The 23,456-nt window shown below is 68.1% G+C and carries 24 protein-coding genes; 14 read left to right on the top strand and 10 right to left on the bottom strand.

What is annotated here, in order from left to right; genetic code table 11:
* Window positions 1-103: 103 nt before the first annotated feature.
* Window positions 104-415, top strand: coding sequence for a GNAT family N-acetyltransferase (locus NX1_RS14995; RefSeq protein ID WP_068058837.1), 312 nt, complete (start codon window positions 104-106; stop codon window positions 413-415).
* Between the two features lies 1 nt (window position 416).
* Here NX1_RS14995 and NX1_RS14990 read toward each other — a convergent pair whose 3' ends face one another.
* Entirely contained in the window at window positions 417-1,178 is a 762-nt protein-coding gene (locus tag NX1_RS14990) for a lysophospholipid acyltransferase family protein (RefSeq protein ID WP_068058835.1), read from the bottom strand.
* 174 nt (window positions 1,179-1,352) lie between these two features.
* On the opposite strand from NX1_RS14990, the gene NX1_RS14985 reads away from it, so the two are divergent.
* The 3 genes from NX1_RS14985 (at window position 1,353) to NX1_RS14975 (ending at window position 3,355) form a co-directional block, all read left to right on the top strand.
* A complete protein-coding gene (locus tag NX1_RS14985; protein WP_068058833.1) occupies window positions 1,353-1,997 on the top strand; it encodes a YqgE/AlgH family protein in 645 nt (214 codons plus the stop codon).
* 66 nt (window positions 1,998-2,063) lie between these two features.
* On the top strand, window positions 2,064-2,648 hold the full coding sequence (locus NX1_RS14980; RefSeq protein WP_084501443.1) for a sigma-70 family RNA polymerase sigma factor: 585 nt from the start codon (window positions 2,064-2,066) through the stop codon (window positions 2,646-2,648).
* Window positions 2,645-3,355, top strand: coding sequence for an anti-sigma factor family protein (locus NX1_RS14975; protein WP_068058831.1), 711 nt, complete (start codon window positions 2,645-2,647; stop codon window positions 3,353-3,355). Before NX1_RS14980 ends, NX1_RS14975 begins: the two co-directional genes overlap by 4 nt.
* 100 nt (window positions 3,356-3,455) lie before the next feature.
* On the opposite strand, the gene NX1_RS14970 is transcribed toward NX1_RS14975, so the two are convergent.
* The 3 genes from NX1_RS14970 to NX1_RS14960 form a co-directional block, all read right to left on the bottom strand.
* Complete coding sequence (locus NX1_RS14970; RefSeq protein ID WP_068058829.1) at window positions 3,456-4,226, bottom strand: ABC transporter permease; 771 nt, start codon at window positions 4,224-4,226, stop codon at window positions 3,456-3,458.
* Window positions 4,223-5,200 carry an ATP-binding cassette domain-containing protein gene (locus NX1_RS14965; RefSeq protein WP_068058827.1) on the bottom strand — a complete coding sequence of 326 codons (978 nt, stop codon included), beginning with the start codon at window positions 5,198-5,200 and terminating at the stop codon, window positions 4,223-4,225. The genes NX1_RS14970 and NX1_RS14965 overlap by 4 nt, the downstream gene beginning before the upstream one ends.
* 163 nt (window positions 5,201-5,363) lie before the next feature.
* On the bottom strand, window positions 5,364-5,879 hold the full coding sequence (locus NX1_RS14960; protein WP_068058825.1) for an EXLDI protein: 516 nt from the start codon (window positions 5,877-5,879) through the stop codon (window positions 5,364-5,366).
* Window positions 5,880-6,055: 176 nt separating this feature from the next.
* Here NX1_RS14960 and NX1_RS14955 point away from each other — a divergent pair, with 176 nt between their 5' ends.
* From NX1_RS14955 to NX1_RS14930, 6 genes are all read left to right on the top strand, one after another.
* Entirely contained in the window at window positions 6,056-7,726 is a 1,671-nt protein-coding gene (locus NX1_RS14955) for a thiamine pyrophosphate-binding protein (RefSeq protein WP_068058823.1), read from the top strand.
* Complete coding sequence (locus tag NX1_RS14950; RefSeq protein WP_068058821.1) at window positions 7,723-8,382, top strand: DUF8713 domain-containing protein; 660 nt, start codon at window positions 7,723-7,725, stop codon at window positions 8,380-8,382. The genes NX1_RS14955 and NX1_RS14950 overlap by 4 nt, the downstream gene beginning before the upstream one ends.
* Window positions 8,383-8,425: 43 nt before the next feature.
* The gene (locus NX1_RS14945; RefSeq protein WP_068059063.1) at window positions 8,426-9,439 is read left to right on the top strand and encodes a 3-oxoacyl-ACP synthase III family protein; all 1,014 of its coding nucleotides are present in this window, start codon (window positions 8,426-8,428) and stop codon (window positions 9,437-9,439) included.
* Window positions 9,436-10,470, top strand: coding sequence for an aminotransferase class I/II-fold pyridoxal phosphate-dependent enzyme (locus NX1_RS14940; protein WP_068058819.1), 1,035 nt, complete (start codon window positions 9,436-9,438; stop codon window positions 10,468-10,470). The genes NX1_RS14945 and NX1_RS14940 overlap by 4 nt, the downstream gene beginning before the upstream one ends.
* 126 nt (window positions 10,471-10,596) lie before the next feature.
* Window positions 10,597-11,034 (top strand): DoxX family protein, encoded by a 438-nt coding sequence (locus NX1_RS14935; RefSeq protein WP_068058817.1) that lies wholly within the window; start codon window positions 10,597-10,599, stop codon window positions 11,032-11,034.
* A 241-nt stretch (window positions 11,035-11,275) separates the two neighbouring features.
* Window positions 11,276-11,662, top strand: coding sequence for a cupin domain-containing protein (locus NX1_RS14930; protein WP_245668513.1), 387 nt, complete (start codon window positions 11,276-11,278; stop codon window positions 11,660-11,662).
* A gap of 18 nt (window positions 11,663-11,680) precedes the next feature.
* Here NX1_RS14930 and NX1_RS14925 read toward each other — a convergent pair whose 3' ends face one another.
* Entirely contained in the window at window positions 11,681-11,989 is a 309-nt protein-coding gene (locus NX1_RS14925) for a hypothetical protein (RefSeq protein ID WP_176580385.1), read from the bottom strand.
* A gap of 146 nt (window positions 11,990-12,135) precedes the next feature.
* Window positions 12,136-12,543 carry an SdpI family protein gene (locus tag NX1_RS14920; RefSeq protein ID WP_068058813.1) on the bottom strand — a complete coding sequence of 136 codons (408 nt, stop codon included), beginning with the start codon at window positions 12,541-12,543 and terminating at the stop codon, window positions 12,136-12,138.
* A gap of 113 nt (window positions 12,544-12,656) precedes the next feature.
* Between NX1_RS14920 and leuS the strand changes: the two genes are divergently transcribed.
* A complete protein-coding gene (gene leuS / locus NX1_RS14915; RefSeq protein WP_068059059.1) occupies window positions 12,657-15,503 on the top strand; it encodes a leucine--tRNA ligase in 2,847 nt (948 codons plus the stop codon).
* A gap of 55 nt (window positions 15,504-15,558) precedes the next feature.
* Here leuS and NX1_RS14910 read toward each other — a convergent pair whose 3' ends face one another.
* Window positions 15,559-16,260, bottom strand: a complete 702-nt coding sequence (locus NX1_RS14910; protein ID WP_068058811.1) for an SDR family oxidoreductase — start codon at window positions 16,258-16,260, stop codon at window positions 15,559-15,561.
* 188 nt (window positions 16,261-16,448) lie between these two features.
* Between NX1_RS14910 and ggh the strand changes: the two genes are divergently transcribed.
* Window positions 16,449-17,786: a glucosylglycerate hydrolase gene (gene ggh, locus NX1_RS14905; protein ID WP_068058809.1), complete on the top strand. Its 1,338-nt coding sequence runs from the start codon at window positions 16,449-16,451 to the stop codon at window positions 17,784-17,786.
* 92 nt (window positions 17,787-17,878) lie between these two features.
* Window positions 17,879-18,601: a glycoside hydrolase family 25 protein gene (locus NX1_RS14900; protein WP_068058807.1), complete on the top strand. Its 723-nt coding sequence runs from the start codon at window positions 17,879-17,881 to the stop codon at window positions 18,599-18,601.
* A gap of 57 nt (window positions 18,602-18,658) precedes the next feature.
* On the opposite strand, the gene NX1_RS14895 is transcribed toward NX1_RS14900, so the two are convergent.
* The 3 genes from NX1_RS14895 to NX1_RS14885 all read right to left on the bottom strand — a co-directional run bounded on the left by NX1_RS14895 (window position 18,659) and on the right by NX1_RS14885 (window position 22,290).
* Window positions 18,659-20,728 (bottom strand): PhoX family protein, encoded by a 2,070-nt coding sequence (locus NX1_RS14895; RefSeq protein ID WP_068059057.1) that lies wholly within the window; start codon window positions 20,726-20,728, stop codon window positions 18,659-18,661.
* Window positions 20,729-20,814: 86 nt separating this feature from the next.
* Window positions 20,815-21,618 (bottom strand): hypothetical protein, encoded by an 804-nt coding sequence (locus NX1_RS14890; RefSeq protein ID WP_068058805.1) that lies wholly within the window; start codon window positions 21,616-21,618, stop codon window positions 20,815-20,817.
* Between the two features lie 132 nt (window positions 21,619-21,750).
* The gene (locus NX1_RS14885; RefSeq protein ID WP_068058803.1) at window positions 21,751-22,290 is read right to left on the bottom strand and encodes a lipoprotein LpqH; all 540 of its coding nucleotides are present in this window, start codon (window positions 22,288-22,290) and stop codon (window positions 21,751-21,753) included.
* Between the two features lie 151 nt (window positions 22,291-22,441).
* On the opposite strand from NX1_RS14885, the gene NX1_RS14880 reads away from it, so the two are divergent.
* The coding region (locus NX1_RS14880; RefSeq protein ID WP_245668521.1) for a hypothetical protein at window positions 22,442-23,456 on the top strand (1,015 nt) is incomplete at its 3' end.

The raw sequence follows: 23,456 nt of genomic DNA, 5'->3' as shown, positions 1-23,456 counted from the left end.
ATTCTGGTCGGGCCGTCGCCGGGTAGACAAGTCGAACGGGCGATTTCACACCGGGACGCGTTGCGATGTCTCGCCGAAGGGCGCACCGGAGTAGCGTCGAGCCATGTCGACCGAGATCCGCAACAATATCGCCCTGGAACGCTTCGAGATCTACGTCGACGGTGCGATCGCCGGATACGCGGAGTACCAGGACACCGCGTCCGAGCGCGCGTTCGTGCACACCGAGATCTACCCGGACTACGAGCGGCAGGGCTACGCCACGCAGTTGATCGGCACGGCGCTGGCCGGCACTCGGCGCGAGGGGTTCGGCGTGCTGCCGATGTGCCCCTTGGTCCACCATTTCGTGCAGACACATCCGGAGTACATTGCCGCGGTGCCGCAGTGGGCCAGACAGCGCCTCGATCTGCCGCAGTGACTCAGTAGTTCGCGACGGCGCCGTCGAGTGCGAGCTGTAGATCCGCGTGCACCAGGCGCGCGATCTCCGCGGGCTTGCCCGGCAGGTCGGCGATCGGCGACTGGAAGTAGAAACTGGCCGACTTGGCCTCTTCCTTCGTCGGCTCGATCTTCGGGTCGGGACGCGGGCCGTAGCTCAGGCCGAGGCTGACCAGCGTCGGCTGCACGCCCAGCTTCATGGCGCGGAACGCGATGTGCCCGATGCCGCTGCCGACGGACTGCACCTTGGTCGGGTCGACATCGTTGCACGTACCTTCCGGGAAGACCGCGATGTGATCGCCGCGCGCGAGGCGTTCCGCGCAGACGTCCATCATGCGCTGTCCCGCCGCGTTCACCGCTCTGATGCCGTGATCCTTGCCGCGGAAGACCGGGATGCCGCCCATCATGTCGACCTTGCGCCGCTGGTCGGGGTCGATGAACAGCTCGTCCTTGGCCAGCACCCGCACCCGGCCGATGATCGAGCGCAGCGGGCTGCGCCAAGCCGCCGCGGCGACCGTGTACGGATCGTTCTGCGAAAGATGGTTGATCGCGAAAATGATCGGCTTGCCCGACCTGGTCAGCGCCCGCACCGCTTCCTTGGCCCGCTCGGCATAGCTGACCCGGGGATGGTAGCGGCGTCCCAGAAGGGCATACGCGGCCATCGCCTTCAGCCGGTTCTGCCGGTGATCGCGGTAGTAGTCGTACACGGCGTCACTGTTCTCGAGGATCACCTCGGGCGCTTCCATAACGCCGACTCTACGACGTTGCGGCGTATGTGCCACATCGGGCGGCGGACCGCCGAGCCGGTGCGGAAAATTGACTCAGACAGTTACCGCCGTTTTTGTCCCGACGTGAACTTCGGCCGAAATCAAGGGGCCTGGAAACGAGCACTGCGGCGCACAAACTGCGATGATGTGCGAGTGGCACGCGGAGACGACCCGGATGATCGGAAAACTCACGGCGGGCACGGTGACCGTCGCCGTCGCGATTTCCGGCGCGGCGAGCAGGCGGTACGGGCGGGCACCCTGCTGCTGGCGACGACGGATCTGGTCGAACCGACCTTCCGAAGAACCGTCGTGTACATCATCGAGCACAACGACTCCGGCAGCCTCGGCGTCGTACTCAACCGCCCGACCGACACCGCGGTGCACGACGTGCTGCCGCGCTGGGCCGATCTCGCCACCACACCGCGCACCCTGTTCAGCGGCGGGCCGGTGAAACGGGACGCCGCGCTGTGTCTCGGCACCCTGAAGGCAGGCGCCACCACCGCGGGCGTGTCCGGCCTGCGCCGGGTCGACGGTCGCGTGGTTCTCGTCGATCTCGACGCCGATCCCGATCGCATCGCCCCGCTCGTCGAGGGCGTCCGGATCTTCGCGGGCTATTCCGGCTGGACCTTCGGTCAGCTGGAGGGTGAGCTGGAGAACGACGACTGGATCGTGCTCTCCGCGCTCTCCTCCGACCCGATCAGCACGGGCCGCTCCGATCTCTGGGCGCATGTGCTGCGCCGCCAGCCGCTGCCGCTCTCGCTGCTGGCCACCCACCCGATTGAACTGGAACGCAACTGAGCTCGTGTACTCCTCAGACGAGAAGGAGTCCACATCGTGAAGCGCAAGAACTGATCCGGTGAGTGCATGGGTAACTCACCGGGCACGCCGGACCAACCTCGGCCGAACGACGCTACCGCGGCGAACCGCGAGTCCGCGGGCGCGTCGGGCGACCAAGCCGAATTGATGCGCGTGCTGTACGAGGAGCACGCGCCCGCGCTGTGGCGCTACACCCTCGGCCTGGTGCACGACCCCGGACGCGCCGAGGACATCGTGCAGGAGACCCTGTTGCGAGCGTGGCAACGTCCGAACGTGCTCGATCAGCAGACGATGTCGGCGCGCGCGTGGTTGTTCACGGTGGCCCGCAACCTGGTGGTCGACGAGCATCGCAGCGCGCGCAACCGCAGGGAGTTCCGCACCGACAACCCGCCCGAACAACCGGCGCCGGATCAGGCCGATCGGACGTTGGACGGCTGGCTGGTCGCCGACGCGCTGGCCCGGCTCAGCAGCGACCACCGGGAGGTGATCGTGCGCGCATACTATCGCGGCCTGTCGACCCACCAGATCGCGGCCGAACTGGAGATTCCGCCCGGCACCGTCAAATCCCGCATGCATTACGGTATGCGGGCGCTGCGGCTGGCTTTGCACGAAATGGGGGTGACGAACCGATGACGGACGTCGCCGACGACTACACGACATGGGACGCGCCGTACGTCCTCGGCTCCCTCACCGGCGGCGAGCGCCGCGAATACGAGGAGCACCTGACCCGTTGCCCCGACTGCCGCAACGCCGTCGCCGAACTCGCCGCCATGCCCGGCATGCTCGCGCTGGTGCCGGCGGAGACCGCGCTCGGCATGATCGGGATGCCCGACGGTGCGGTACTCGAAGCGTCGCCTCCGGTGCCCGACCTCCTGCCCAAGCTCGCCGCGGCCGAACGGCGGCGCAGGCGGCGCGGCCGATGGGTCGCGGTCGGCGGTGCGGTGGCGGCGGCCGCGGCCGCCGTGGCCATCGCCGTCCCGATGATCGAAACGACGCCCCAACCCGCACCGCCGGTCGCCGAGCAGGTGATCGCGGAACGGTCGATGAGCCCGCTCGAGGCGACCCCGATCTCGGCCAGCTTCAAGCTGATGGCCGACGGCGATCGCGCCCGCGTCGTGATGACCTGCACCTACGGGGAGAGCGACCTGCAATACACCTACAAGTACACGCTGCTGGTGACCGGCGCCGACGGGAGACAGCTCGAACTGGACCAGTGGCCCGCCGGACCCGGCACCGTGCTGACTGTCGACCGCACCATCGATATGTCGCCCGAGCAGGTGCAGAAGGTGGAGATCAAGTCGGCGGCGACCAACAAGATCGTTTTGACCGGAACGATCTAGGACGTCGAGGTGTCAGCCGACATCGGCCCGCACCCGCCCGCAAGACGAATTCCCCCGCCGGAAGCTTCCGGCGGGGGAATTACCTTGTTGCGCAGCGTGATCAGGCGATCTGCTTGCGGAACCGCGACATCGACCACACGTAGCCGACCAAGCCCAGGCCCGCGCACCAGGCGATCGAGATGATGCCGTTGGCGCCGATCTCGGTGCCCATCAACAGCCCGCGCAGCGTCTCGGTCACCGGCGTGAACGGCTGGTACTCGGCGAACTGGCGCATGCCGACCGGCATGGTGTCGGTGGCGACCAGGCCGCTGCCGAGGAACGGGAGCATCACCAGGGGAAACGGCATGTTGCTCGCGCTCTCCGGTGTGGGCGCGACCAGGCCGATCGCCACTCCCAGCCAGGAGAACGCGAACATCACCAGGCCGATGAGACCGAACACCGCGAGCCATTCGACCGGGTTCGCGTTCGGGCGGAACCCGACCAGCAGCGCCACCGCGACCATGAGTACCACGCCGATCAGCGCCTGGATCAGCGCGCCGACGACCTGCCCGGCCAGCATCGACGACTGCGAGATCGCCATGGTGCGAAAGCGATTCACGATGCCCTTGGTCTTGTCGGTGGTGATGGAGACCGCCACAGAGACCGTCAGGTAGGCCGGAAGCATGAGCATCATGCCCGGGGTGAGGTAGTCGATGTAATTGCCGCCGGAGGACTTCTCCAGCGCGCCGCCGAACACGAAGGTGAACACCAGCATCAGCACGACCGGCATCACCAGGATGCTGAACGTCATCGCGGGATAACGTTTCACGTGCAACAAATTTCGGCGCAGCATGGTCGCCGAGTCGGCGAGGGCAAGCGAGGGAGTACTCATCGCACGGTCTCCTTATCGGCGGTGGGGTGCCCGGTGAGGGTGAGGAATACGTCGTCCAGGTTGGGGGTGTGCACGGAGAGGCCTTCGACCTCGATCCGCGCATCGTCGAGCCGATCGAGCACGGAACGAAGCGATTTCACGCCGCCGTCGCTCGGCACGGCGAGAGTCAGTTCGCCGTCGCCTTGCGAATCGACAACGCGGGTGGTCTCTCCGAGTGCCAGCGCCGCCGCTGAGAGCGCTGCGGCCGTGGCGAATTCGAGGCGTATATGCCCGCCGGGCACCAGCCTCTTCAACTCCGCGGCGGTGCCCTCCGCGACGATGCGTCCGCCGTCCAGCACGGCGATCCGATCGGCGAGCTGGTCGGCCTCCTCCAGATACTGCGTGGTGAGGAAGACGGTCACGCTGTAGTCGTCGACGAGGGCCCTGATGATCTCCCACATTGACCGCCTGCTGCGCGGGTCGAGGCCCGTGGTCGGTTCGTCGAGGAAGATGACGCGCGGGTCGCCGACCAGCGTCATCGCCAGATCGAGACGGCGGGTCATACCGCCGGAGTAGGTCGCCGCCGTCTTGTCGGCGGCGTCGACCAGGTCGAACCGAGCGAGCAGATCCTCGGCCAGGCGTTTGCCTTCGCGCCGCGGCAGGTGGTGCAGATCGGCCATGAGCAGCAGGTTCTCCCGGCCGGTGAGCAGTTCGTCGACCGCGGAGAACTGGCCGGTCACCCCGATCACCGACCGCACCGCGTTGGGCTCGGTGACGAGATCGTGTCCGCCGATGCGGATTTCGCCCGCGTCCGCGCCGATCAGCGTGGTGAGGATCTGCACGGTGGTGGTCTTGCCTGCGCCGTTCGGCCCGAGCAGCGAGAAGATGGTGCCTTCCGGCACGGTGAGGTCGATGCCGTCGAGCACCACGTGCTCGCCGTACGCCTTGCGCAGGCCGAGCGCCGAGATCGCCGGCACGCGATGACCGTTGATCATGGTGATCCTTTCGTGAAAACAAATAACTGAATGCGAATAAGCGCATGTATCACCCGCACCGCCGCCCAATGGCGGTGCGGTGTCGCTATGGAACGCTGTTCGGTTGTCGCGGTGGATTTTTCGCGCGGACCACGCCGTGAGTGGTTCGCGCGACTACGACCCCCTAGATGTCGAGGTCCTCGATCTGCGGATGGTCCGCGATGTCGGCGACGCGCGCGTAGAACTTGGCGGGCATCTTGTCCTTCAGCTCGGCGAGCGAGTCGGCGATCTCCAAGACGAAATCACCCCAGTCCTGCTCACCTACGCCGAGGAAGCGTCGCCACTGCCGCCAGTCCTTGAAAATGTTCGTGTCAGTGGGGAATTCGGACCAGTTCGAGTACTGCGCGTGCAGCGCGAACTTGCCCTTCCTGGTACGAAACACCCGCAGGTGCTCCATGCGCTTGTCGTTGATGTCGCGCCATTCGCCGAGCAGGCTGCCGGCGAACCGCACCTGCCGAGCACCGTTGTGGCCGACCCGCAGGACCAGCTCTTCGTACCCCTCCTGACGACCCTCCTCCAGCTCGATGAAACGACGCAGCGCCGTGGTCACCGCGCCGGAGAGATTGCCGCCGACCAGCTCCTGCGCGCGCTGGAAGAGCGGTAGATCGTCGTCGGCCACGTAGATGGTCTTGTTGGGCATGGACTCACTATACGTAGATGTATACGTACACGCAAGCACCTCTGCCGAACAGGTTTCTCGGCCGCGAATCGTTCGATGTTGAACCAGCCACCGGACTGATTCGTATCCCTCGTGTACGAGGTATGTGGTCGGCCGGTGCGCACGCGAGCGGCCGACCTCCGCGGAAGGGAGCGTCCATGCCGAACAGGGTCGTGGATCATCTGGTTCGGGCGGTTTCGGCACTCGGCGTGCGCCATATCTTCGGCGTCGACGGCGCGAATATCGAAGACCTCTACGACGCACTGTTCGACTCCGAGGTCACCGGAGTGGTGGCCAAGCACGAATTCTCCGCGGCCACAATGGCCGACGGCTACGCGCGGGTGACCGGTGGGCTCGGCGTCGTCGCGGCGACCTCCGGCGGCGGGGCGATGAATCTCGTTGCCGGACTTGCCGAATCGTACGCGTCCCGGGTGCCTGTCCTGGCGCTCGTCGGTCAGCCGCCGACGGCGCTGGAGGGCCGAGGGGCGTTCCAGGACTCCAGCGGGCGCGCGGGCGCGATCGATGCGGTCCGCCTGTTCGGCTCCGTGAGCCGGTACTGCGCCCGCGTGGAGACGGCGGATCGACTGCAGGACAGTGTCGTCAGGGCAGTCGCCGCCGCCCGGCGCGGTGGGCCCGCTGTCCTGCTGCTACCCAAGGATGTGCAGCAGTCCGGACTCGACGCGGTCCCGCCGTTCCGGATACCGCCGCGAGCGCACCGTCGAGATGTCAGCGGACTCGCCGCGGTGCGCTCCGCGCTCGCCGAAGCGCGAAGTACCGGGAAGATAGTGATCATCGCGGGCGATCAGATCGCCCGCGATGACGCGCGAGCCGAATTGGCCCGTCTCGCAACATCTCTGGACGCTGCCGTGGGAGTGACCCCGGACGCTAAGGACACCTACGACAACTTCGACCCCGGCTTCTGCGGCGTCGCGGGCAGCATGGGTCATCCGGAACTCACCGCCGACCTCCGGTCCGCCGCGCTCTGCCTGCTGATCGGCACCCGGCTGCCCGTCACCGCGCGCGCCGGGCTCGACGATCTGCTCGCGGGCCTCACCGTGGCAAGCGTCGGGGTAGCGCCACCGTACCTGCCCTCGATCCACGCGACGAGCACCGACCTGTCGATCACGCTCGGCGAGCTCGCCCACGAATTCGCTTCCCCCGCAATCAGATCGCACGCCGATCCGGATGCGGCCGCGCTGACGCCGCTCCAGGTGCCGCCGGCGAACGGGCCGGGCCTGCGCTATCGCGAACTCGTCGAGATCATCGGCGCGGCGCTGCCCGACGGCACCGACGTCTTCGCCGACGCGGGCAACACCGGCGCCGCCGCGGTGCATCACCTGCGGGTGCCGCGCGGCGGGCGCTTCGTCGTCGCGCTCGGCATGGGCGGGATGGGCTACGCGTTCGGCGCGGGCATCGGCGCCGCGTTCGCCCGACGCGGGCCGGGACACACCGTGGTGATCGCGGGCGACGGATCGTTCTACATGCACGGCATGGAGGTGCACACCGCCGTCCAGCACCGGCTGCCGATCACCTTCGTGGTGCTGAACAACAACGCGCACGCCATGTGCGTCACCCGCGAACAGCTCTACTACCGAGACCGCTACAGCTTCAACCGTTTCCGGCCCGCCTTTCTCGGCGACGGCATCGCCGCCATGTTTCCCGACCTGCCCACCTACACCGTCCGCACCACCGACGAGCTCACCGGCGCGCTCGACCAGTGCCTCGGCACAGCGGGGCCGTCGTTCCTCGCGATCGACTGCGACCCCGACGAGATCCCCCCGTTCACCCCGTTTATCGACACAATCGAGAACTCCAGGAGGACCCCGTGACGACCAGCGCCCTGCCCGCGCTCAGCGACATCCCGGACGACGCCGTACCCGGCGTACTGCGGATCGAGAATTCCGACAAAGACGCGACAACCCCGATCATCATGGACATGCTGCGGTCGGTGTATCCGCACGACCAGATCTTCGGCGATTTCTGTCCGGTCCAGGGCTACATCGCCGCGCCGCCGCGCGAGGTGTACGACTATCTGGCCGACACCAGGTCGCTGGAGGAATGGACCTACAGCCTGCGCGGATTCACCGAAACCGAGGAGAAGGGCCTGTGGCTCGCCTATGACCGGCTCGGCGACGCGACCCGGATATTCACTCGCACGGTGGCCAATCCGGACGCGATGACCGTCGACTACCACTGCGCGTGGGATCAGGGCGAACACCTGTGGATGGTCTACCTGATGCGGGTGGTCGACGCGCAGGTGGTGCTGCACAAGCCGGGTTCGGTCGTGTTGTGGACGAATTGCCGTCATCCGTTCTACGACGAGAACCCCTATCCCGAGACCGCGCCCGCCGGGCGACCGGTGTGGGTCGGCGACTTCTGGGAGATGTTCTCCGCCGGTCACCAGCTCGAGCTCGACAACCTCAAGGCGATCTGTGAATACCGTGCCGCGCACGGTCTTCCGATCAAGCCCGAGTGGATGAAGTGAGGAGTGTAAGCCGATGTACCCGACCGACCCGAATACCTCGCCGATGCCGACCGTCAGCCTGGTCGACGTGGCTTCCTACCTGCCGGGTGAGCCCGTCGACACCGAATACTTCACCCAGTTCGCCCGCTCGGACCGGATGGCCAAGAACGTGATGTTCCGCTCACCGCGCGCTCGCCACCACGTGAGCAGGGACGAAACGGCCGTCGACATGATCCAGCGCGCCGCCGAGCCGTTGCGGGAACGTCATGGGACGCAACTTCTTTCGAACATCGATGTACTGATCACGCACACCCAGCTGCCGGACAATCCGGTGTTGGGCGGCGGTCCCGAGGTCGCCAGGCGACTCGGCATGCGGCCGCGCGTCGTCTACGACATCCACAACGGGGGGTGCGCGGCCTTCGTGAACATGATGGCGTTGGCCCGAATGATCTTGCAGACCAGCGACGCTCGCACCGCGCTCATCGCGGTCGCGCAGAATTGCGCGGGCCCGGTGTTCACCCAGACCGAGATCCGCAAGCTCGCGCAGGCGCCCGTGCCCGGTGACGGATGCGGCGTCGGTCTGCTGGTCAAGGACGACAGCGCACCCGTCCTCGACATCGAATGCCGCACCTATCCAGAATTCGCCGGTGACATGGACTTCTCGACAAACGGCGAGCGCAAGTACTGGGAGCCCGGCGAGGGTCAGGCATGCGTCAGCTTCACCGAATCGAAGGTCACGAAAGTGTTCGCGCGAGGCAATCGGCTGGTGCCGGAGGTGGCGCTCGCGGTGTGCGATCGGATCGGTGTAAAGGGCCGAGACATCGACACTTTCGTCACCAACCAGCCGAACCGGCTGTTCCTGCGCAACTGGCACGACGCACTCGAACTGCCCCCCGAACGGCACCCGGACACCTTCGATCGGTGTGGAAACCTGTTCGCCGCGGCCATTCCCGTCACCCTGGATGTGGAGAACCGGGCCGGTCGGCTGCGCAACGGGTCGGTGGTGCTGATGTCCGCGTTCGCGCACGCGGGTGATTTCGCCGCCGCCGCGGCGGTGCGCTGGGGCGCGGCGGGATGAGCATCCGGTTCAGCGAGGACACCCGGTCCTCGCGGCACCACCGGCGGCCGCCACCGCCGGTGCGGTTCGACCTGTCGCTGAGCGAGAATCCGTTCCCGCCATTGCCTTCCGTGCTGCGCGCCGTGAACGAGGTTTTGGCGCACGCGAATCGGTATCCCGAGTTCCTGCCTAGGCAGCTACCCGGAATCATCGCGCGACACGTCGGCGTGCGGGACGACCAGGTGGTGGTCGGTTCCGGCGCGACCGGGGTGGCCATGCAGATCATGCAGTCCGTCGCCTTCGACGGCGCGGAGATCGTCACCGGCGCGCCGACCTTCGACGGGTACCCGATCATGGCCGAGATGGTCGGGATGACGGTGGTACCCGTGCCGTTGGACGCCGCGGGCAATCAGGATCTTTCCGCGATGCGGCGGGCCATCGACAAGCGGACGGCGGTGGTCGTGGTGTGCCGTCCGCACAATCCGACCGGCACCATCCTGTCCGCGGGCGAGGTGAAGTCGTTCTTGAACGCCGTGCCGAACCGGGTGACGGTAATTCTCGACGAGGCGTACGCCGAATTCCTCGGTCCCGAGGAGCGAATGGACACGCTCGCGCTGCTGCGCAAGCACCCGAATCTGCTTGTGCTGCGCACCTTCTCGAAGGCGTACGGGCTGGCGGGACTGCGCGTCGGGTACGCGTACGGACGGCGCGAGCTCGTCGAGCGAGTGCGGCGGTTGCAACTTCCCTTCGGCGTCTCCGCCAGTGCGCTCGCCGCCGTATCCGCGTCCTATGCGGCCGAACCCGAGCTGACGGCGCGGATCCGGCACATCACGGGTGAACGCGAAGCGTTACGCGACGCACTCCTCGCCTGCGGCCACGCCGTCCCCCGCAGCCACGCCAACTTCCTCTACCTCCCCGGGCCCGGGGTGGCGACGGCGTTGCGGCGAGCGCGGATCGCGGCGAAGGCATACCCGGACGGCAGCGCGCGCATCGCCGTCGGCGACCGGGAAGCGGGGCGCGCGGTGCTGGCGGCGGTGGCGGGATTGCGCTGATGGCGCCATCCCTTCAGCGGACCCGTCCGAAAAACTTTCGCGCACAGCGATGACTCCTCGGACGGTGCTCCGTCCTATTGGTTGAACGCGCTACCAACCCCGCGCGACCGACCAGAAGGACCAGAAATGACGACCGCCAACCCCACCGCCGACTTCTCCGACGACGCCAACAACCGTCCCGGCAAGATCCGCAACCGCGCCCTGTGGACCCTGCAGATCCTGCTCGGCCTGTTCTTCATCATCGCCTCCGGCGGACCGAAGCTCGTTATACCGAACACCCTGACCGACAACGCCCCCGAGAATCTGACCATCCCCTTCGGGCTGCTCATCTTCATCGGAGTCGTCGAGGTCGCGGGCGGTATCGGCCTGATGGTGCCGCGGCTCAGTGCCCTTGCTGCCGCGGGTCTGTCCGTTCTCACCGTGCTCGCCGCCGGGACGCAGGCTTTCATCGCCGACAAGCCTCTGATGGCGATCTTCCCCCTGGTCCTCGCCGCGATCTTCGCCTGGATCGCCTACGAGCGCCGCGCCACCATCACCGATCTGCGCGCCTCGCTCTCACGATGACAAATCCATAAGCGCGACCGGCGCTCGGTGGCCCCCCACCGAGCGCCGGTCGCATTCTCGAATCGATCGCCTGTCGGGTTGGCGGCGATCGAATCCAGCGGCCATCTGGTCCGCGGCACCCCGTCCCCTGGGCGCCGCACCAGATGGCCGTCGTCGCGTCTGGGTGTAAGCGGAGTTCGCGGAGGTGGCCGGGATTGCTCGAGCGGAGCTGCCGCGCGGGATGGGGTGGTTCGATGGAGTGGTGAGGATCCCGCGTCTGCCCAGTCCGCGGCCGAATGCCGCGCCCGCGTCGGGCACCGCCAGCCGGGTGCTGGCGCAGTTCACGATGCGAGGGCGCGACGTCCTGCTGCGGCAGACGGTGATCGATCCCGGGGGCACCAGCGGATGGCACTACCACGACGGCACGCTCCTGGTGCTCGTCGCTCGGGGCACCCTCGACCACCCCGGCTCCGATGGCGCGCCCGTCACGTACCAGCGCGGGCGCGTGTTCCGCGAACCGAGCGGGCCGGAGTACCCGCACGTCGCCCGCAATCTCGGCGCAACGCCGGTCACGCTGTTCGTCCTCTACCTCAACCCGAAGGGCAGCCCGCTCTCGCGCCACATCAGCCCACCGCCTGGCGTCGGCTGACTTCCGAATCTTCGGGGCTCAGCCGCCGCCGCAACCACCGCCGCCACAGCTACTGCCACCTCCGCAACCACCGCCGTCGCTGCTCCCACTGTCGCCGCCACCGCCGAAGTACGCCACTCCACCGGCTCCGGCCGCACCCCACCCGGCACCCCTGCGCCCGCGATTCCGCGGCGAGATCGGCAATGGCGCACGGCGTCGAAGTTTGACGACCCCCACGACAAGGAAGATGGCGCCGACGCCGAAGAACGCGACCGCCGCGCCGAACCCGAACGGCGCGGCGACGGCCATCCCCGCGACGAAGATCACCAGCGCGAAACCGAAGTACATCCGAACCTCCCCCGGACAAAGCCGCCGAACGGCGAGCTGTCACCCAGGGTACCGACGACCACCGACGACAACGCGTGAATTTCCGGTGGTCGAGCCGCCCGCGGCCCCGGAAAATGGCTGGCTTCGGACCGAGGGAGCGGCGAGAATCAGTTCGCGGGCTGGCAGGCGTCGCGCAGGGAACACGCGCCGCAGGACTGACCGCAGCCGCCCACGTCCTCGGCGGGCACCAGGCTCGCGATGGCCTGACCTGCCGCGTTCGCGCCCGCACCCAGGGTGAACAGGGCGATGACGGCGGCGGCGCCCGCGACGATCAGGGCGACGACGCCGCCCGCGGCGTAGGCGACGAGACCGCCTGCGAAGAGCAGCGCGCCCGCAGCGACCGAGGTGGGGGCGGCGACGCGGTTCGCGATGCGGAAGGTCTCTTCGGAGGTGAGAGCGGCTTCGGTGTGCACACCGACGAAGCGGTTGCGCGGGAGCCTGCCGGTCAGTCCGAGCACGCCGGTTGCGATGGCAACGGCGGCCAGCACGAACAGGACGAGGGCTACGACGAACACCTATGCAGGCTAGCGCATAGGCACGCGGCCCGATTTTCGGTCCCTCGGACCGCACGTTCTACCCTGTAATACGAAGTTTGTCCAGGATCGGCGAGAAACAAGAAGGCAGGACCGTGCAGGACAGTCGTGCAACCGAAAGCGATGTACCCCAGCACCGGTACAACGCTGACCTCGCGGGCCGCATCGAGCGCCGGTGGCAGCAGAACTGGGCGGAGCGCGGAACCTTCCACGCGCCGAACCCGACCGGGCCGCTCGCCGGGGACACCCCCGCGGACAAGCTGTTCGTCCAGGACATGTTCCCGTACCCGTCGGGCGCCGGCCTGCACGTAGGCCATCCGCTCGGGTACATCGCGACCGACGTGTTCGCGCGCTACCACCGCATGCACGGCCGCAACGTGCTGCACGCGCTCGGCTACGACGCCTTCGGTCTGCCCGCCGAGCAGTACGCCGTGCAGACCGGCGCGCATCCGCGCGACACCACCGAGTCGAACATCGCCACCATGCAGCGCCAGCTGGACCGGCTGGGTCTCGGCCACGACCGGCGCCGCTCGTTCGCGACCACCGACCCGGAGTACTACCGCTGGACGCAGTGGATCTTCCTGCGCATCTACAACGCCTGGTACGACCTGGAGACCGGTCGCGCCCGACCGATCGCCGATCTGGAGGAGCAGTTCGCGTCCGGCGCGCGGCCCGCGCCGGACGGCAAGGACTGGGCCACCATGTCCGCCGCCGAGCGCGCCACGGTGATCGACTCGTATCGCCTGGTGTACCAGACCGATTCGATGGTCAACTGGTGCCCCGGTCTGGGTACCGTGCTGTCCAACGAGGAGGTCACCGCCGATGGCCGCAGCGAGCGCGGCAACTTTCCGGTGTTCCGTAAGCGCCTGTGGCAGTGGATGATGCGCATCACCGCCTACGCGGACCGGCTGGTCGACGACCTGGACGACCTGGACTGGCCGGAGAACGTGAAGGCCATGCAGCGCAACTGGATCGGCCGTTCGCGCGGCGCCCAGGTGAAGTTCGACTCCGACGCGGGGCCGATCGAGGTGTTCACCACCCGCCCCGACACCCTGTTCGGCGCGACGTACATGGTGCTGGCTCCCGAGCACGAGCTGGTCGACCGGCTGGCCGCGGCGCGGTGGCCGGAGAACACCGATCCGCGCTGGACCAACGAGGGCGCGGCCACGCCCGCCGACGCCGTCGCCGCCTACCGCAAGGCGATCGCGGCCAAGTCGGATCTGGAGCGCCAGGAGTACAAGGAGAAGACCGGCGTCTTCCTCGGCTCCTACGCCATCAATCCGGTGAACGGACACCGGATTCCGATCTTCATCGCCGACTACGTGCTGATCGGCTACGGCACCGGCGCGATCATGGCGGTGCCCGGCCACGATCACCGCGACCACGAGTTCGCGACCGCCTTCGGCCTGCCCATCGTCGAGGTCATCTCCGGCGGCGACGTCACCAACGGCGCGCACGCCGGCGAGGGCGAGCTGGTGAATTCCGAATACCTGAACGGTCTTTCGGTCGAGGAGGCGAAGGCCACCGTCATCGGCAGGCTGGAGGCCGACGGGCACGGCACCGGCACCATCCAATACAAGCTGCGCGACTGGCTGTTCGCCCGCCAGCGGTACTGGGGCGAGCCGTTCCCGATCGTCTACGACGAGCAGGGCGCACCGCACGCGCTGCCGGAATCCATGCTGCCGGTTCGGCTTCCCGAACTGGACGACTTCGCCCCGGTGACCTTCGATCCGGACGACGCGAACTCGGAGCCGTCGCCGCCGCTGGCCAAGGCCACCGACTGGGTGCACGTCGAGCTGGACCTGGGCGACGGGCCGAAGAAGTACCGGCGCGACACCAACGTCATGCCGAACTGGGCGGGCAGCTCCTGGTACCAGCTGCGCTACGCCGATCCGACCAACACCGAGGCGTTCTGCGCCAAGGAGAACGAGCAGTACTGGCTCGGCCCGCGCACCGCCGAGCACGGCGCGAACGATCCTGGCGGCGTCGACCTGTACATCGGCGGCGTCGAGCACGCGGTGCTGCACCTGCTGTACGCGCGGTTCTGGCAGAAGGTGCTGTTCGACCTGGGTGATGTGAGCAGCAGCGAGCCGTACCGGCGATTGTTCAACCAGGGCTACATCCAGGCGCACGCCTACACCGACGAGCGCGGCGCGTACGTGCCCGCCGCCGAGATCATCGAGCGGGACGGCAAGTTCTTCTGGACCACCGCGACCGGCGACGAGATCGCGGTGTTCCAGGAGTACGGCAAGATCGGGAAGTCGTTGAAGAACGCCATCTCGCCGGACGAGATGTGCGATCTGTACGGCGCCGACACGTTCCGCTTCTACGAGATGTCGATGGGTCCGCTGGACACCTCGCGGCCGTGGGCGACCAAGGACGTCGTCGGCGCGCACCGATTCCTGCAGCGGGTCTGGCGTCTGGTGGTGGACGAGGAGACGGGCGCGCTGCGCGTCACCGACGCCGCCCCTTCGGACGAGACGCTGCGTCTTACGCACAAGACGATCGCGGGCGTGGACGAGGATTTCGCCGCGCTGCGCGACAACACGGCGGGGGCGAAGCTCATCGAACTGACCAACCACCTGACCAAGAACTACCCCGACGGCGCCCCGCGCTCGGTGGTGGAGCCGCTGGTGCTGATGCTGGCTCCGCTCTCCCCGCACGTCGCCGAGGAGCTGTGGGAACGGCTGGGCCACAGCGTTTCCCTGGCGCACGGCCCGTTCCCGGTCGCCGATCCCGCGCTGCTCGTCGAGGAGTCGGTGGAGTATCCGATCCAGGTGAACGGCAAGGTGCGCAGCCGGATTCAGGTCCCGGCCGACGCCGACAACGCGGCCATCGAGGCGGCCGCGCTCGCCGACGAGAAGATCGCGGCGCTGCTGAACGGCGCCGCGCCGCGCAAGCTGATCGTGGTGCCGGGCCGACTGGTCAACATCGTCGCCTGATCTCGGCGGCCGTTGCGGCGCTCCAGGCGCGGCGACGGCCGATGGGAGGTTCGGATCAGCGGGCGATCGGACGCAGCACGATCTCGGTCGGGTGCGCGTCGCGCGGGGTCTCCACGGCGTGACGCACCGCGGTCGCGACCGTCTCGGCCGTGAGGAACTCCTCCGGCCGGTACTCGCGTCCCTCGCCCGAGGTGATCTCGCGCTGCATATCGGTGTCGATCCGGCCGGGATGGATGGAGGTCACCCGCAGCGCGGGCTCCTCGAGCCGCAGCGCGTCGGCGAAGGCGCGCAGCCCGAACTTGCTGGCCGCGTACGAGGCCCAACCGGCGTTGGCCCGCAGACCGGCGCCCGAATTGATCAGCACCACATGGCCGTTCGCGGCGCGCAACGCGGGCAGCAGCAACCTGGTCAGCTCCGCGACGGCGATGAGGTTGGCTTCCAAGGTGTTTCGCCACTGCGCCACCGACGATTCGGCGATGGTGCCGAGGTCGGCGATGCCCGCGTTGTGCACGAGCACGTCCAGCCGTTCCACCCCGGCGACCGCCGCGGCGACCGCGTCGTAATCGGTGAGCTCCACCGGCCACGGCGTCGCCTCGGGTAGCTCGGTGAGGATGTCGCGCAACGCTTCTCGCGAGCGCGCGCCGAGCAGCAGTTCGTGCCCTGGCGCGAGTTCGCGAGCGATGGCCGCGCCGAGCCCACGGCTGGCTCCGGTGATCAACGCGGTCGGCTTCGGGGTGCTGGTGACGGCGGTGTTCATGCGCCCCACCGTAGTGGGTGCGCGAAATCCGTAGCACCGCGCGGACCCGTAGCGATGCACGCTTACGTCGGTAAACCAATCTCCACGGACGGGGCAATGCGAGAGTGAGATCCGCCGAACACGACACCTCGGCACGACGCGACACCGCTGAGCGGGCATATCTTCGGGTTGGATCGCAGAATAGGGGGATGGCACATCCGGGTTTCACCCCCACCCAGCTCGCGGCCCGCGCCGCCTACCTGCTGCGTGGCAACGACCTGGGCACGATGACCAGCGCGGCGCCCCGGCTGTACCCGCACATGTGGAGCTGGGACGCGGCGTTCGTCGCGGTCGGCCTCGCTCCGCTCAGCGTGGAACGCGCTGTCGTCGAGCTGGACACGCTGCTCTCGGCGCAGTGGAAGAACGGCATGATCCCGCACATCGTGTTCGCCAACGGCGTGGACGGCTACTTTCCCGGCCCGGCTCGCTGGGAGTGCCGCAAGCTGGCCGCCAACGCGCCCGACGGACCGGACACCTCCGGAATCACCCAGCCGCCGGTGCACGCCATCGCGGTGCAGCGCATTCTCGATCACTCCCGCCGCCACGGCCGCAGCACCCGCGCGACCGCCGAGGAGTTCCTCAACCGCCGCTGGCCCGACCTGGTGCGCTGGCATCGCTGGCTCGCGCACGCCCGCGATCCGAAGGAGAACGGCCGGATCACGCTCTACCACGGCTGGGAATCCGGCATGGATAATTCGCCGCGCTGGGACCGGGCCTACGCGAACGTGGTCCCCGGCGACCTGCCCCCGTACCGACGCGAGGACGTGCTGGTCGTCGCCGATCCGACGCAGCGCCCCACCGACCGCGAGTACGACAGGTACCTGTGGCTGGTCGAGCAGATGCGCCGGGCCGGTTACGACGACTACCTGCTGGCCTCCACCATGAGCTTCGCGGTGGAGGACGTGTTCGTCACCGCGATCTTCGCGCTGGCGTGCGAGGTGCTCGCCAATATCGGCGAGGAGTACAAGCAGCCGAACGCCGACGTGCGCGAGCTGTACTCGTGGGCCGACCGCTTCCGCGCCGGCGTCGTCGCCACCGCGGACGCGCGCACCGGCGCGGCCCGCGACTTCGACGTGCGCGCGCAGCGCTGGATCAACACCGAGACGCTCTCGGTTTTCGCCCCGCTGCTGTGCGGCGGCCTGCCGCGCGACACCGAACGCAGCCTGCTTCGCCTGTTCGAGGGTCCGCGCTATTGCGGCCACCCCGACCTCCGTTACGCGCTGCCGCCTTCGACCTCCCCCGTCGCCAAGGACTTCCGGCCGCGCGAGTACTGGCGCGGACCGGTGTGGCCGGTGATGAGCTGGCTGTTCTCCTGGGTCTTCGCCCGCCGCGGCTGGGCCGAGCGGGCGTTCATGCTCCGCGCCGAGGGGCTGCGGCAGGCCAGCGACGGCGCCTTCGCGGAGTACTACGAGCCTTTCACCGGTGCGCCGCTCGGCAGCATGCAGCAGTCGTGGACTGCCGCGTCGGTGCTGGACTGGCTGGGATGATCGCGGTTGCGATCGCCCGTTGGTAAATAGTCAGCAAACTATTTACCCGTAACACCTTCTCGCCAGAGCGCGTCCACCTAAGGTCGAATGGCATGGATAGCACGCGCTGGAGAGCGACCCGCATTTTTGCGTTGTCCGCGATCACCGTGGGCAGCATCCTTTCAGCGAACGGCCAGGCGGCGGCAACACCGACCGGACCGGACGTCTCGTCCTGGCAGCACGTCGACGGACGGTTCATCGACTGGTTCGCGGTCAAGCGGTCAGGACACGATTTCGCCATGGTGAAGGCCACCGAGGGCATCAGCTACATCAACCCGTACTTCGTCGCGGACAGCGTGTTGATGCGAGCGGCGGGCATCGCCCGCGGCACGTACCACTACGCCAGGCCGCAGTTGCCGCCGGAACCGCAAGCAGCGCTTTACGCCACGATCGTGCTGGGGCAGAACGGTCCGCTCGACCTGCCGCCGGTGCTGGATCTCGAGCATTCCGGCGGCCTGGATCCCGGGGCGCTGATCAATTGGACGCACCGCTACCTCAACACGGTGCAAGCGCTCACCGGCCGGGTGCCGATCATCTACACCTATCCGAACTTCTGGAAGACGGCGATGGCCAATACCAGCGAATTCACCCGCTTTCCGCTGTGGATCGCCGACTACCGCGACAACGACGAGCCCGAGGTGCCCGGCGGCTGGCCGACCTGGACGTTCTGGCAGACCACCGACCGCGGCAGCATCCCGGGCATCGCGGGCCGCACCGATCTGAACGTGTACAGCGGCGCCCAAGGCGATTTCGCCCGCTTCGCCAACATGGGCTGACTCACCGGAGAATGGCGGGCCACCCCCGGGTGGCGAAACCACCCGGGGGACAACCGGTTACACGCCGATCCGGCCGCCGTCCCTCTTCCAGACGACCGCCACCGAGGGCCTCGGCTGCGCGGAACCGCCGTCGGGCCAGTGCGACAACGGGTTTTCCGGAGTGGCGTCGTCGGCCTCGCCGGGGTGCTGCACGCACACGATGACCCGCGATTCGGTGACGATCGGGCCGCAGGTCTCCGCGCCGCGCGGCACCGTCAGGAACTGTTTGGTCTCACCGCGATTCGCGCCGTCGAGCACCACGGAGAACAGGCCGTCGTTGGACTTCAGCGCGTTGCCGTCGGTGGAGATCCACAGGTTGCCGTACGGGTCGAAGGCCAGGTTGTCCGGGCAGGAGATCGGGCTCACCTTGGTCTTGTCGAAGCCGGCGAAGTAGGTGTCCGCCGCGGCCGGATCGCCGCAGACCAGCAGCAGCGACCAGGTGAACTGGGTGCCGGTGTGGTCGTCGTCGATCTCGAGGATCTGGCCGTTCTTGTTGAGGTTGCGCGGGTTCGCCTCGTCCGGACCCGCCTTGCCCTCCTTGCCGCGGTTGTCGTTGTTGGTCAGCGCCACGTACACCTTGCCGGTGTAAGGGTTGGCCTCGAAGTCCTCCGGGCGGTCCATCTTCGTGGCGCCGACCTTGTCGGCCGCCAGGCGGGTGAACACCGCGACCTCTTCGGCGGTCATGCCGTCGACCAGCGACTTGCCCTTGCCCTGCGCGTCGGTCTCCAGCAGCGGAATCCACTGACCCTTGCCGGTGAAGCCCTTGTCGGACGGCTTGGCGCCGGTGCCGTCGACCTTGTCGGCGTGATCGCCGGTGAGCTTGGCGACGTACAGGGTGCCCGCGTCGAGGATGGTCATGTTGTTCCGCCTGCTCGCCGCGCCGGTGCCGGACTGCACCTTGCGAGAAGAGACGAATTTGTACATGTAGTCGAACTTTTCGTCGTCACCGGTGTAGGAGACGACGTCGCCGCCCTTGGTGACGTAGATGGTCGCGCCCTCGTGCTTGAGCCTGCCCATGGCCGAGTGCTTGACCGGCGTCGAATTCGGGTCCCACGGGTCGATCTCGATGACGTAGCCGAAACGGTTGGCCTCGTTGGGTTCCTGTGCCAGGTCGAAGCGCTTGTCGGCGCGCTCCCAGAGATTGGCCGTCGCGCCCGCGGTGAAGCCGTAGCGCTTGGCGCGCGCCGCCGCGGCGTCGCCGCCTGCGGGCTTGTCACCGTTGGCGAAGTAGCCGTGGAAGTTCTCCTCGCCGGAAAGTACTGTGCCCCAAGGGGTCAATCCGCCGGAGCAGTTGGCGAAGGTGCCGAGTACCTTGGCGCCGGTCGGGTCGGCGGAGGTCTTGGTGAACTCGCTGCCCGCAGCAGGCCCGGTGAGGGTGAACTCGGTGGTCGCGGTGATGCGGCGGTTGTACTTGCCGAAGACGGGCGTCAGCTTGCCGGTGCCGGATTCGCCCTTGACCTCGACGACGGTCAATCCGTGCGCGGCCATGGTGACGGCGAGTTGCTCGGGCGTCGGGTTGGCTTTGTCGTAGCCGCGGAACATGTGCGGCGCGGTGGTGTACTCGTGGTTGACCACCATCAGGTAGCTGTTGGCCTGGCCCTCGATGGGAAGCAGGGCCGCGAAGTCGTTGTTGTAGCCGAACTGCTTGGCCTGCGCCGCGGCGGTCTGCCGGTCGAAATCGAAGGCGGGGGCGTCGGCGAACAGCGGGTCGCCCCAGCGGATCACGACCGACTGGTCGTAGCCCTGCGGGACGACGATGGCGTCTTCCTTGTTGGGGGCGACGGCGGTGAAGTTCGTTCCGGTTCCTGGCAGGCCCGCCGGGGTGGCGCCGGTGGAGCCGGCCTCGGCGTCGTCGTCACCGCAGGCCGCAAGCGCGGAGGCGGCGCCGACGGCGAGTACCGCCGCCGCGCCGCCCTTGATCAGACCGCGCCGGTTCAGTGAGCTGACGATGTCACCGAAGTACTCGCCGCCCGAGATGTTCGGCGTCTCGTGGAAGCACGCGTTGGCGCATTTGTACTCGCAGGTCACGGCGGCGCGCGCGGAGCGACCGTCGTGCTGCACGAAGAGGGCGAGTGGTTTCAAGGTCACGATCACTCCTGGCTCGGGCTGTCGGCCGCACGCTAAACGCCCCAGGCTATTCCCAGGAAACACCCAGGTGAACAGCCGACCAAGTCTCAGGCGTTCACCGGAACCGCGATGACGACCTCCTGCTCGTTCTCCGGCAAGTAGTGCACCTGAACGATCCTGCCCACCTGCACATTTCCGACGCTGGCCGGCGGCAGGAACTTCTCGGCGCGGGTGCGGAAGGTGCTGCCGTCGGGCCTCGTGACAGCAAGCCCGATCTCCACCTTGGAGTAGCCGTTGCGGATCTCGCCCGGGACCGACAGCGACTGCACCACCGCCTGGGCCGCGATGCCGCGCGCCGCGATGTCGAGCTTGGCCTTGGTGGTGAAGCCTTTGCGAATCATGGATTCGTTCATCGCCTGCTGCGCCTCGACGCTGTCGCCGGACAGGTCCACCTCGACCTTGTCGGTGCGGTCCGGCAGGTATCGCACCGGAAGCACCACGCCGGGACGCAGCAGCGCCAGCTCGGTGAGCGGCACGATCATCTTGGCCGCGGACTCGAAAACCTTGCCGTCCACGCCCTCGACGCTGAACTCGATGCGGATCTGCGGCTGGTCGTTGACGGTGAGCCCGGTCTGCCGGAACGACTTCACGGTGCCGATGCCGAGCAGCCCGCCGCGGAATTCCGTGGAGTTGAGCCCGGTCAAGGCGGACATGATGCCCTCGCCGGTGAAGGCGAAGACCATCACCACCGCGGTGAACGCGATGATCGGCAGGGCCATGAAGCCGTTCACCCAGGCGATGAACTCCGGTTCGTAAGGGCTGGTCGGCTCGTAGGTGAGGCCGTGCCAGAGGTAGAGGCCGATCGCGGCGATGGCGAAGACGATCGCGGCGGTGCGCAGTTTGGTTGCCATGGTGTACTCCTGAGTTGTTGTTTGCCGGAAGGACTTTCCGAATCCCGGGCAACCCCGTCGTTCCGGCCTGGCGCACCCCTCGGTGGCGCCGGGCTCGCGGGACGACGGGGAGCCGAGCACGCGGACCGTCCGTCAGGCGCCGACGATGGTCGAGCAGGCGAAGGTGATGTCGAAGGTGGAGGTCGACGGCCCCGCGAGCGGGTTGCTCAGGTCAGGCGCGCCGACGCCTTCGCCGGTGACCTTGTAGGTGTTGCCGTCCTTGACGACCTTCGCCGAGCCGCCCGGCTGGCCGTTGCCGTAGCCCACCGCGTAAGGCAGACCCGAGGAGCCGCCCTTGCTGCCAGCGATGCCGACGGCCTGCACGGTGTTGGCGTCGGTGATGGTGGCGCTGGCCGTCAGCTGGCCGTAGGTGGCGTTGTTGTTGTCGGTCAGGGCGAGGGCCAGCGTGTTGCCCTGCTTCGCGCAGGTGGTCTCGAAGGTGCCTGCCAGCGCCTTGCCGTCGACCAGCGCCGCGGACTTGCCCGCGGCGGGCCCGGCGGGCGCGGCGGCGGTGGTCTGCTTCGAGGTCGTGGGCGAGCTGCTCGCGGAGTCGTCACCGCAGGCGGTGAGGAAACCGGTCAGCGCGAGGGCGGCGACGGCGGCGGTGGCGGTGCGGAAGTACTTGGCGTTCATGGTGATCCGTTCTCTCTCTCGGTTGGTCCGGCCCGGTGATCGGGCCGTTGAGAGAAAGGTAGGAATCGCGCGCCGCCTACCGATCCCAGGTTTCGCCGGCCCGAACCGGCCAAAGGTCCGTTAACCTGGTCGAATGCGACGACCGCGCGCCATGGTGCTCGACGAGGTGTGGCGCAGGCTCGACGGCGTCGAGGCACTCAGCGGCCCGCAGGGCGGACCGCTGCGCCGGACCGTCAAACTCCTGCTCGACCCACTGGTGATTCGTCCTGTCCAGCATCCGAGCTGCGCCGGGGCGATCCTGACCGCGGACGGCGCGACGCTACTCGCATCCCGCATCTTCGCCGCAGCCGACGTGCTGCGGGCCACCGCCGCCTGGTTCACGCTGCTCAAACAGGTCCGCCGCGCGCTGCGCATCACCGAGGGCAATCCGCAGGATCTCTACTTCCAGCGCTGTTTCGAGCTCGCGACGACGAACGGCCATCCTGATCCGGTGCGCGACAGGCAGACCGCGGAGGCCGCGCTGCGCGATATCCACGAGTTCGCCGCGGGACGGACCACGCAGGCGCTCAAGGAACACCTCACGGACGCGGAGGTGGCGCGACAGCTGGGCGGATTGATCGAGATCGCTTGGCGGCGGCGGCCTTCCGCGGGCCCGGTCGGCGACGAGCACATCGTGGCATTGGACGACCTGCTCGACGCGTGCGCGACCAGCCGGACGACCGGCGACGGGCAGCCCGAACTGGACCGTCTCGTCGCGGCGCGCGTCGGCACCCACTCCGGTATCGACCTCTGGCGCCGAGCGGCGCCGGACAGCGCACAGGAACTCGGTCTCACCGCGCATCCGCTGCCGCGCCCGCCCGCGCTCGGCGCCTCCGCGTCCAAGGCCGACCTCGGGCTTCCGTTCGACCGCACGATCTACGAACGAGTCTTCACGGTGTTGCAGGCCTCGAGCGAACGCGCCGAACTGCCGCCGATCCCGGAACTCGTCACCGACGAGATCGCCCGCAGCTGTTCGCCGTGGGCCCTGCTGGACGAGACGCTGCGGGTCGCGGCAGCCACCGGAGCCGCACTCGCCGTGGGTCTTTCGCCGTTCGGCACGGTGTCGGACGAGCGCGGCCATGGGGAGGCGCGGGTGCGCCACTTGGCGGATGCGGCGCGGCCGGGGC

This window comes from Nocardia xishanensis NBRC 101358, from assembly GCF_001613365.1.
Lineage (GTDB): Bacteria > Actinomycetota > Actinomycetes > Mycobacteriales > Mycobacteriaceae > Nocardia > Nocardia xishanensis.
Note: the sequence above shows the minus strand (reverse complement) of the source record. Positions and strands in the feature narration are given on the sequence as shown.

Excerpts from the sequence above, each read along its gene's own strand:
- NX1_RS14995 (WP_068058837.1), top strand. The coding sequence starts at position 104 with ATGTCGACCGAGATCCGCAACAATATCGCCCTGGAACGCTTCGAGATC.
- NX1_RS14990 (WP_068058835.1), bottom strand. The coding sequence starts at position 1,178 with ATGGAAGCGCCCGAGGTGATCCTCGAGAACAGTGACGCCGTGTACGAC.
- NX1_RS14980 (WP_084501443.1), top strand. The coding sequence starts at position 2,064 with ATGGGTAACTCACCGGGCACGCCGGACCAACCTCGGCCGAACGACGCT.
- NX1_RS14975 (WP_068058831.1), top strand. The coding sequence starts at position 2,645 with ATGACGGACGTCGCCGACGACTACACGACATGGGACGCGCCGTACGTC.
- NX1_RS14970 (WP_068058829.1), bottom strand. The coding sequence starts at position 4,226 with ATGAGTACTCCCTCGCTTGCCCTCGCCGACTCGGCGACCATGCTGCGC.
- NX1_RS14965 (WP_068058827.1), bottom strand. The coding sequence starts at position 5,200 with ATGATCAACGGTCATCGCGTGCCGGCGATCTCGGCGCTCGGCCTGCGC.
- NX1_RS14960 (WP_068058825.1), bottom strand. The coding sequence starts at position 5,879 with ATGCCCAACAAGACCATCTACGTGGCCGACGACGATCTACCGCTCTTC.
- NX1_RS14955 (WP_068058823.1), top strand. The coding sequence starts at position 6,056 with ATGCCGAACAGGGTCGTGGATCATCTGGTTCGGGCGGTTTCGGCACTC.
- NX1_RS14945 (WP_068059063.1), top strand. The coding sequence starts at position 8,426 with ATGCCGACCGTCAGCCTGGTCGACGTGGCTTCCTACCTGCCGGGTGAG.
- NX1_RS14940 (WP_068058819.1), top strand. The coding sequence starts at position 9,436 with ATGAGCATCCGGTTCAGCGAGGACACCCGGTCCTCGCGGCACCACCGG.
- NX1_RS14935 (WP_068058817.1), top strand. The coding sequence starts at position 10,597 with ATGACGACCGCCAACCCCACCGCCGACTTCTCCGACGACGCCAACAAC.
- NX1_RS14925 (WP_176580385.1), bottom strand. The coding sequence starts at position 11,989 with ATGTACTTCGGTTTCGCGCTGGTGATCTTCGTCGCGGGGATGGCCGTC.
- NX1_RS14910 (WP_068058811.1), bottom strand. The coding sequence starts at position 16,260 with ATGAACACCGCCGTCACCAGCACCCCGAAGCCGACCGCGTTGATCACC.
- ggh (WP_068058809.1), top strand. The coding sequence starts at position 16,449 with ATGGCACATCCGGGTTTCACCCCCACCCAGCTCGCGGCCCGCGCCGCC.
- NX1_RS14900 (WP_068058807.1), top strand. The coding sequence starts at position 17,879 with ATGGATAGCACGCGCTGGAGAGCGACCCGCATTTTTGCGTTGTCCGCG.
- NX1_RS14890 (WP_068058805.1), bottom strand. The coding sequence starts at position 21,618 with ATGGCAACCAAACTGCGCACCGCCGCGATCGTCTTCGCCATCGCCGCG.
- NX1_RS14885 (WP_068058803.1), bottom strand. The coding sequence starts at position 22,290 with ATGAACGCCAAGTACTTCCGCACCGCCACCGCCGCCGTCGCCGCCCTC.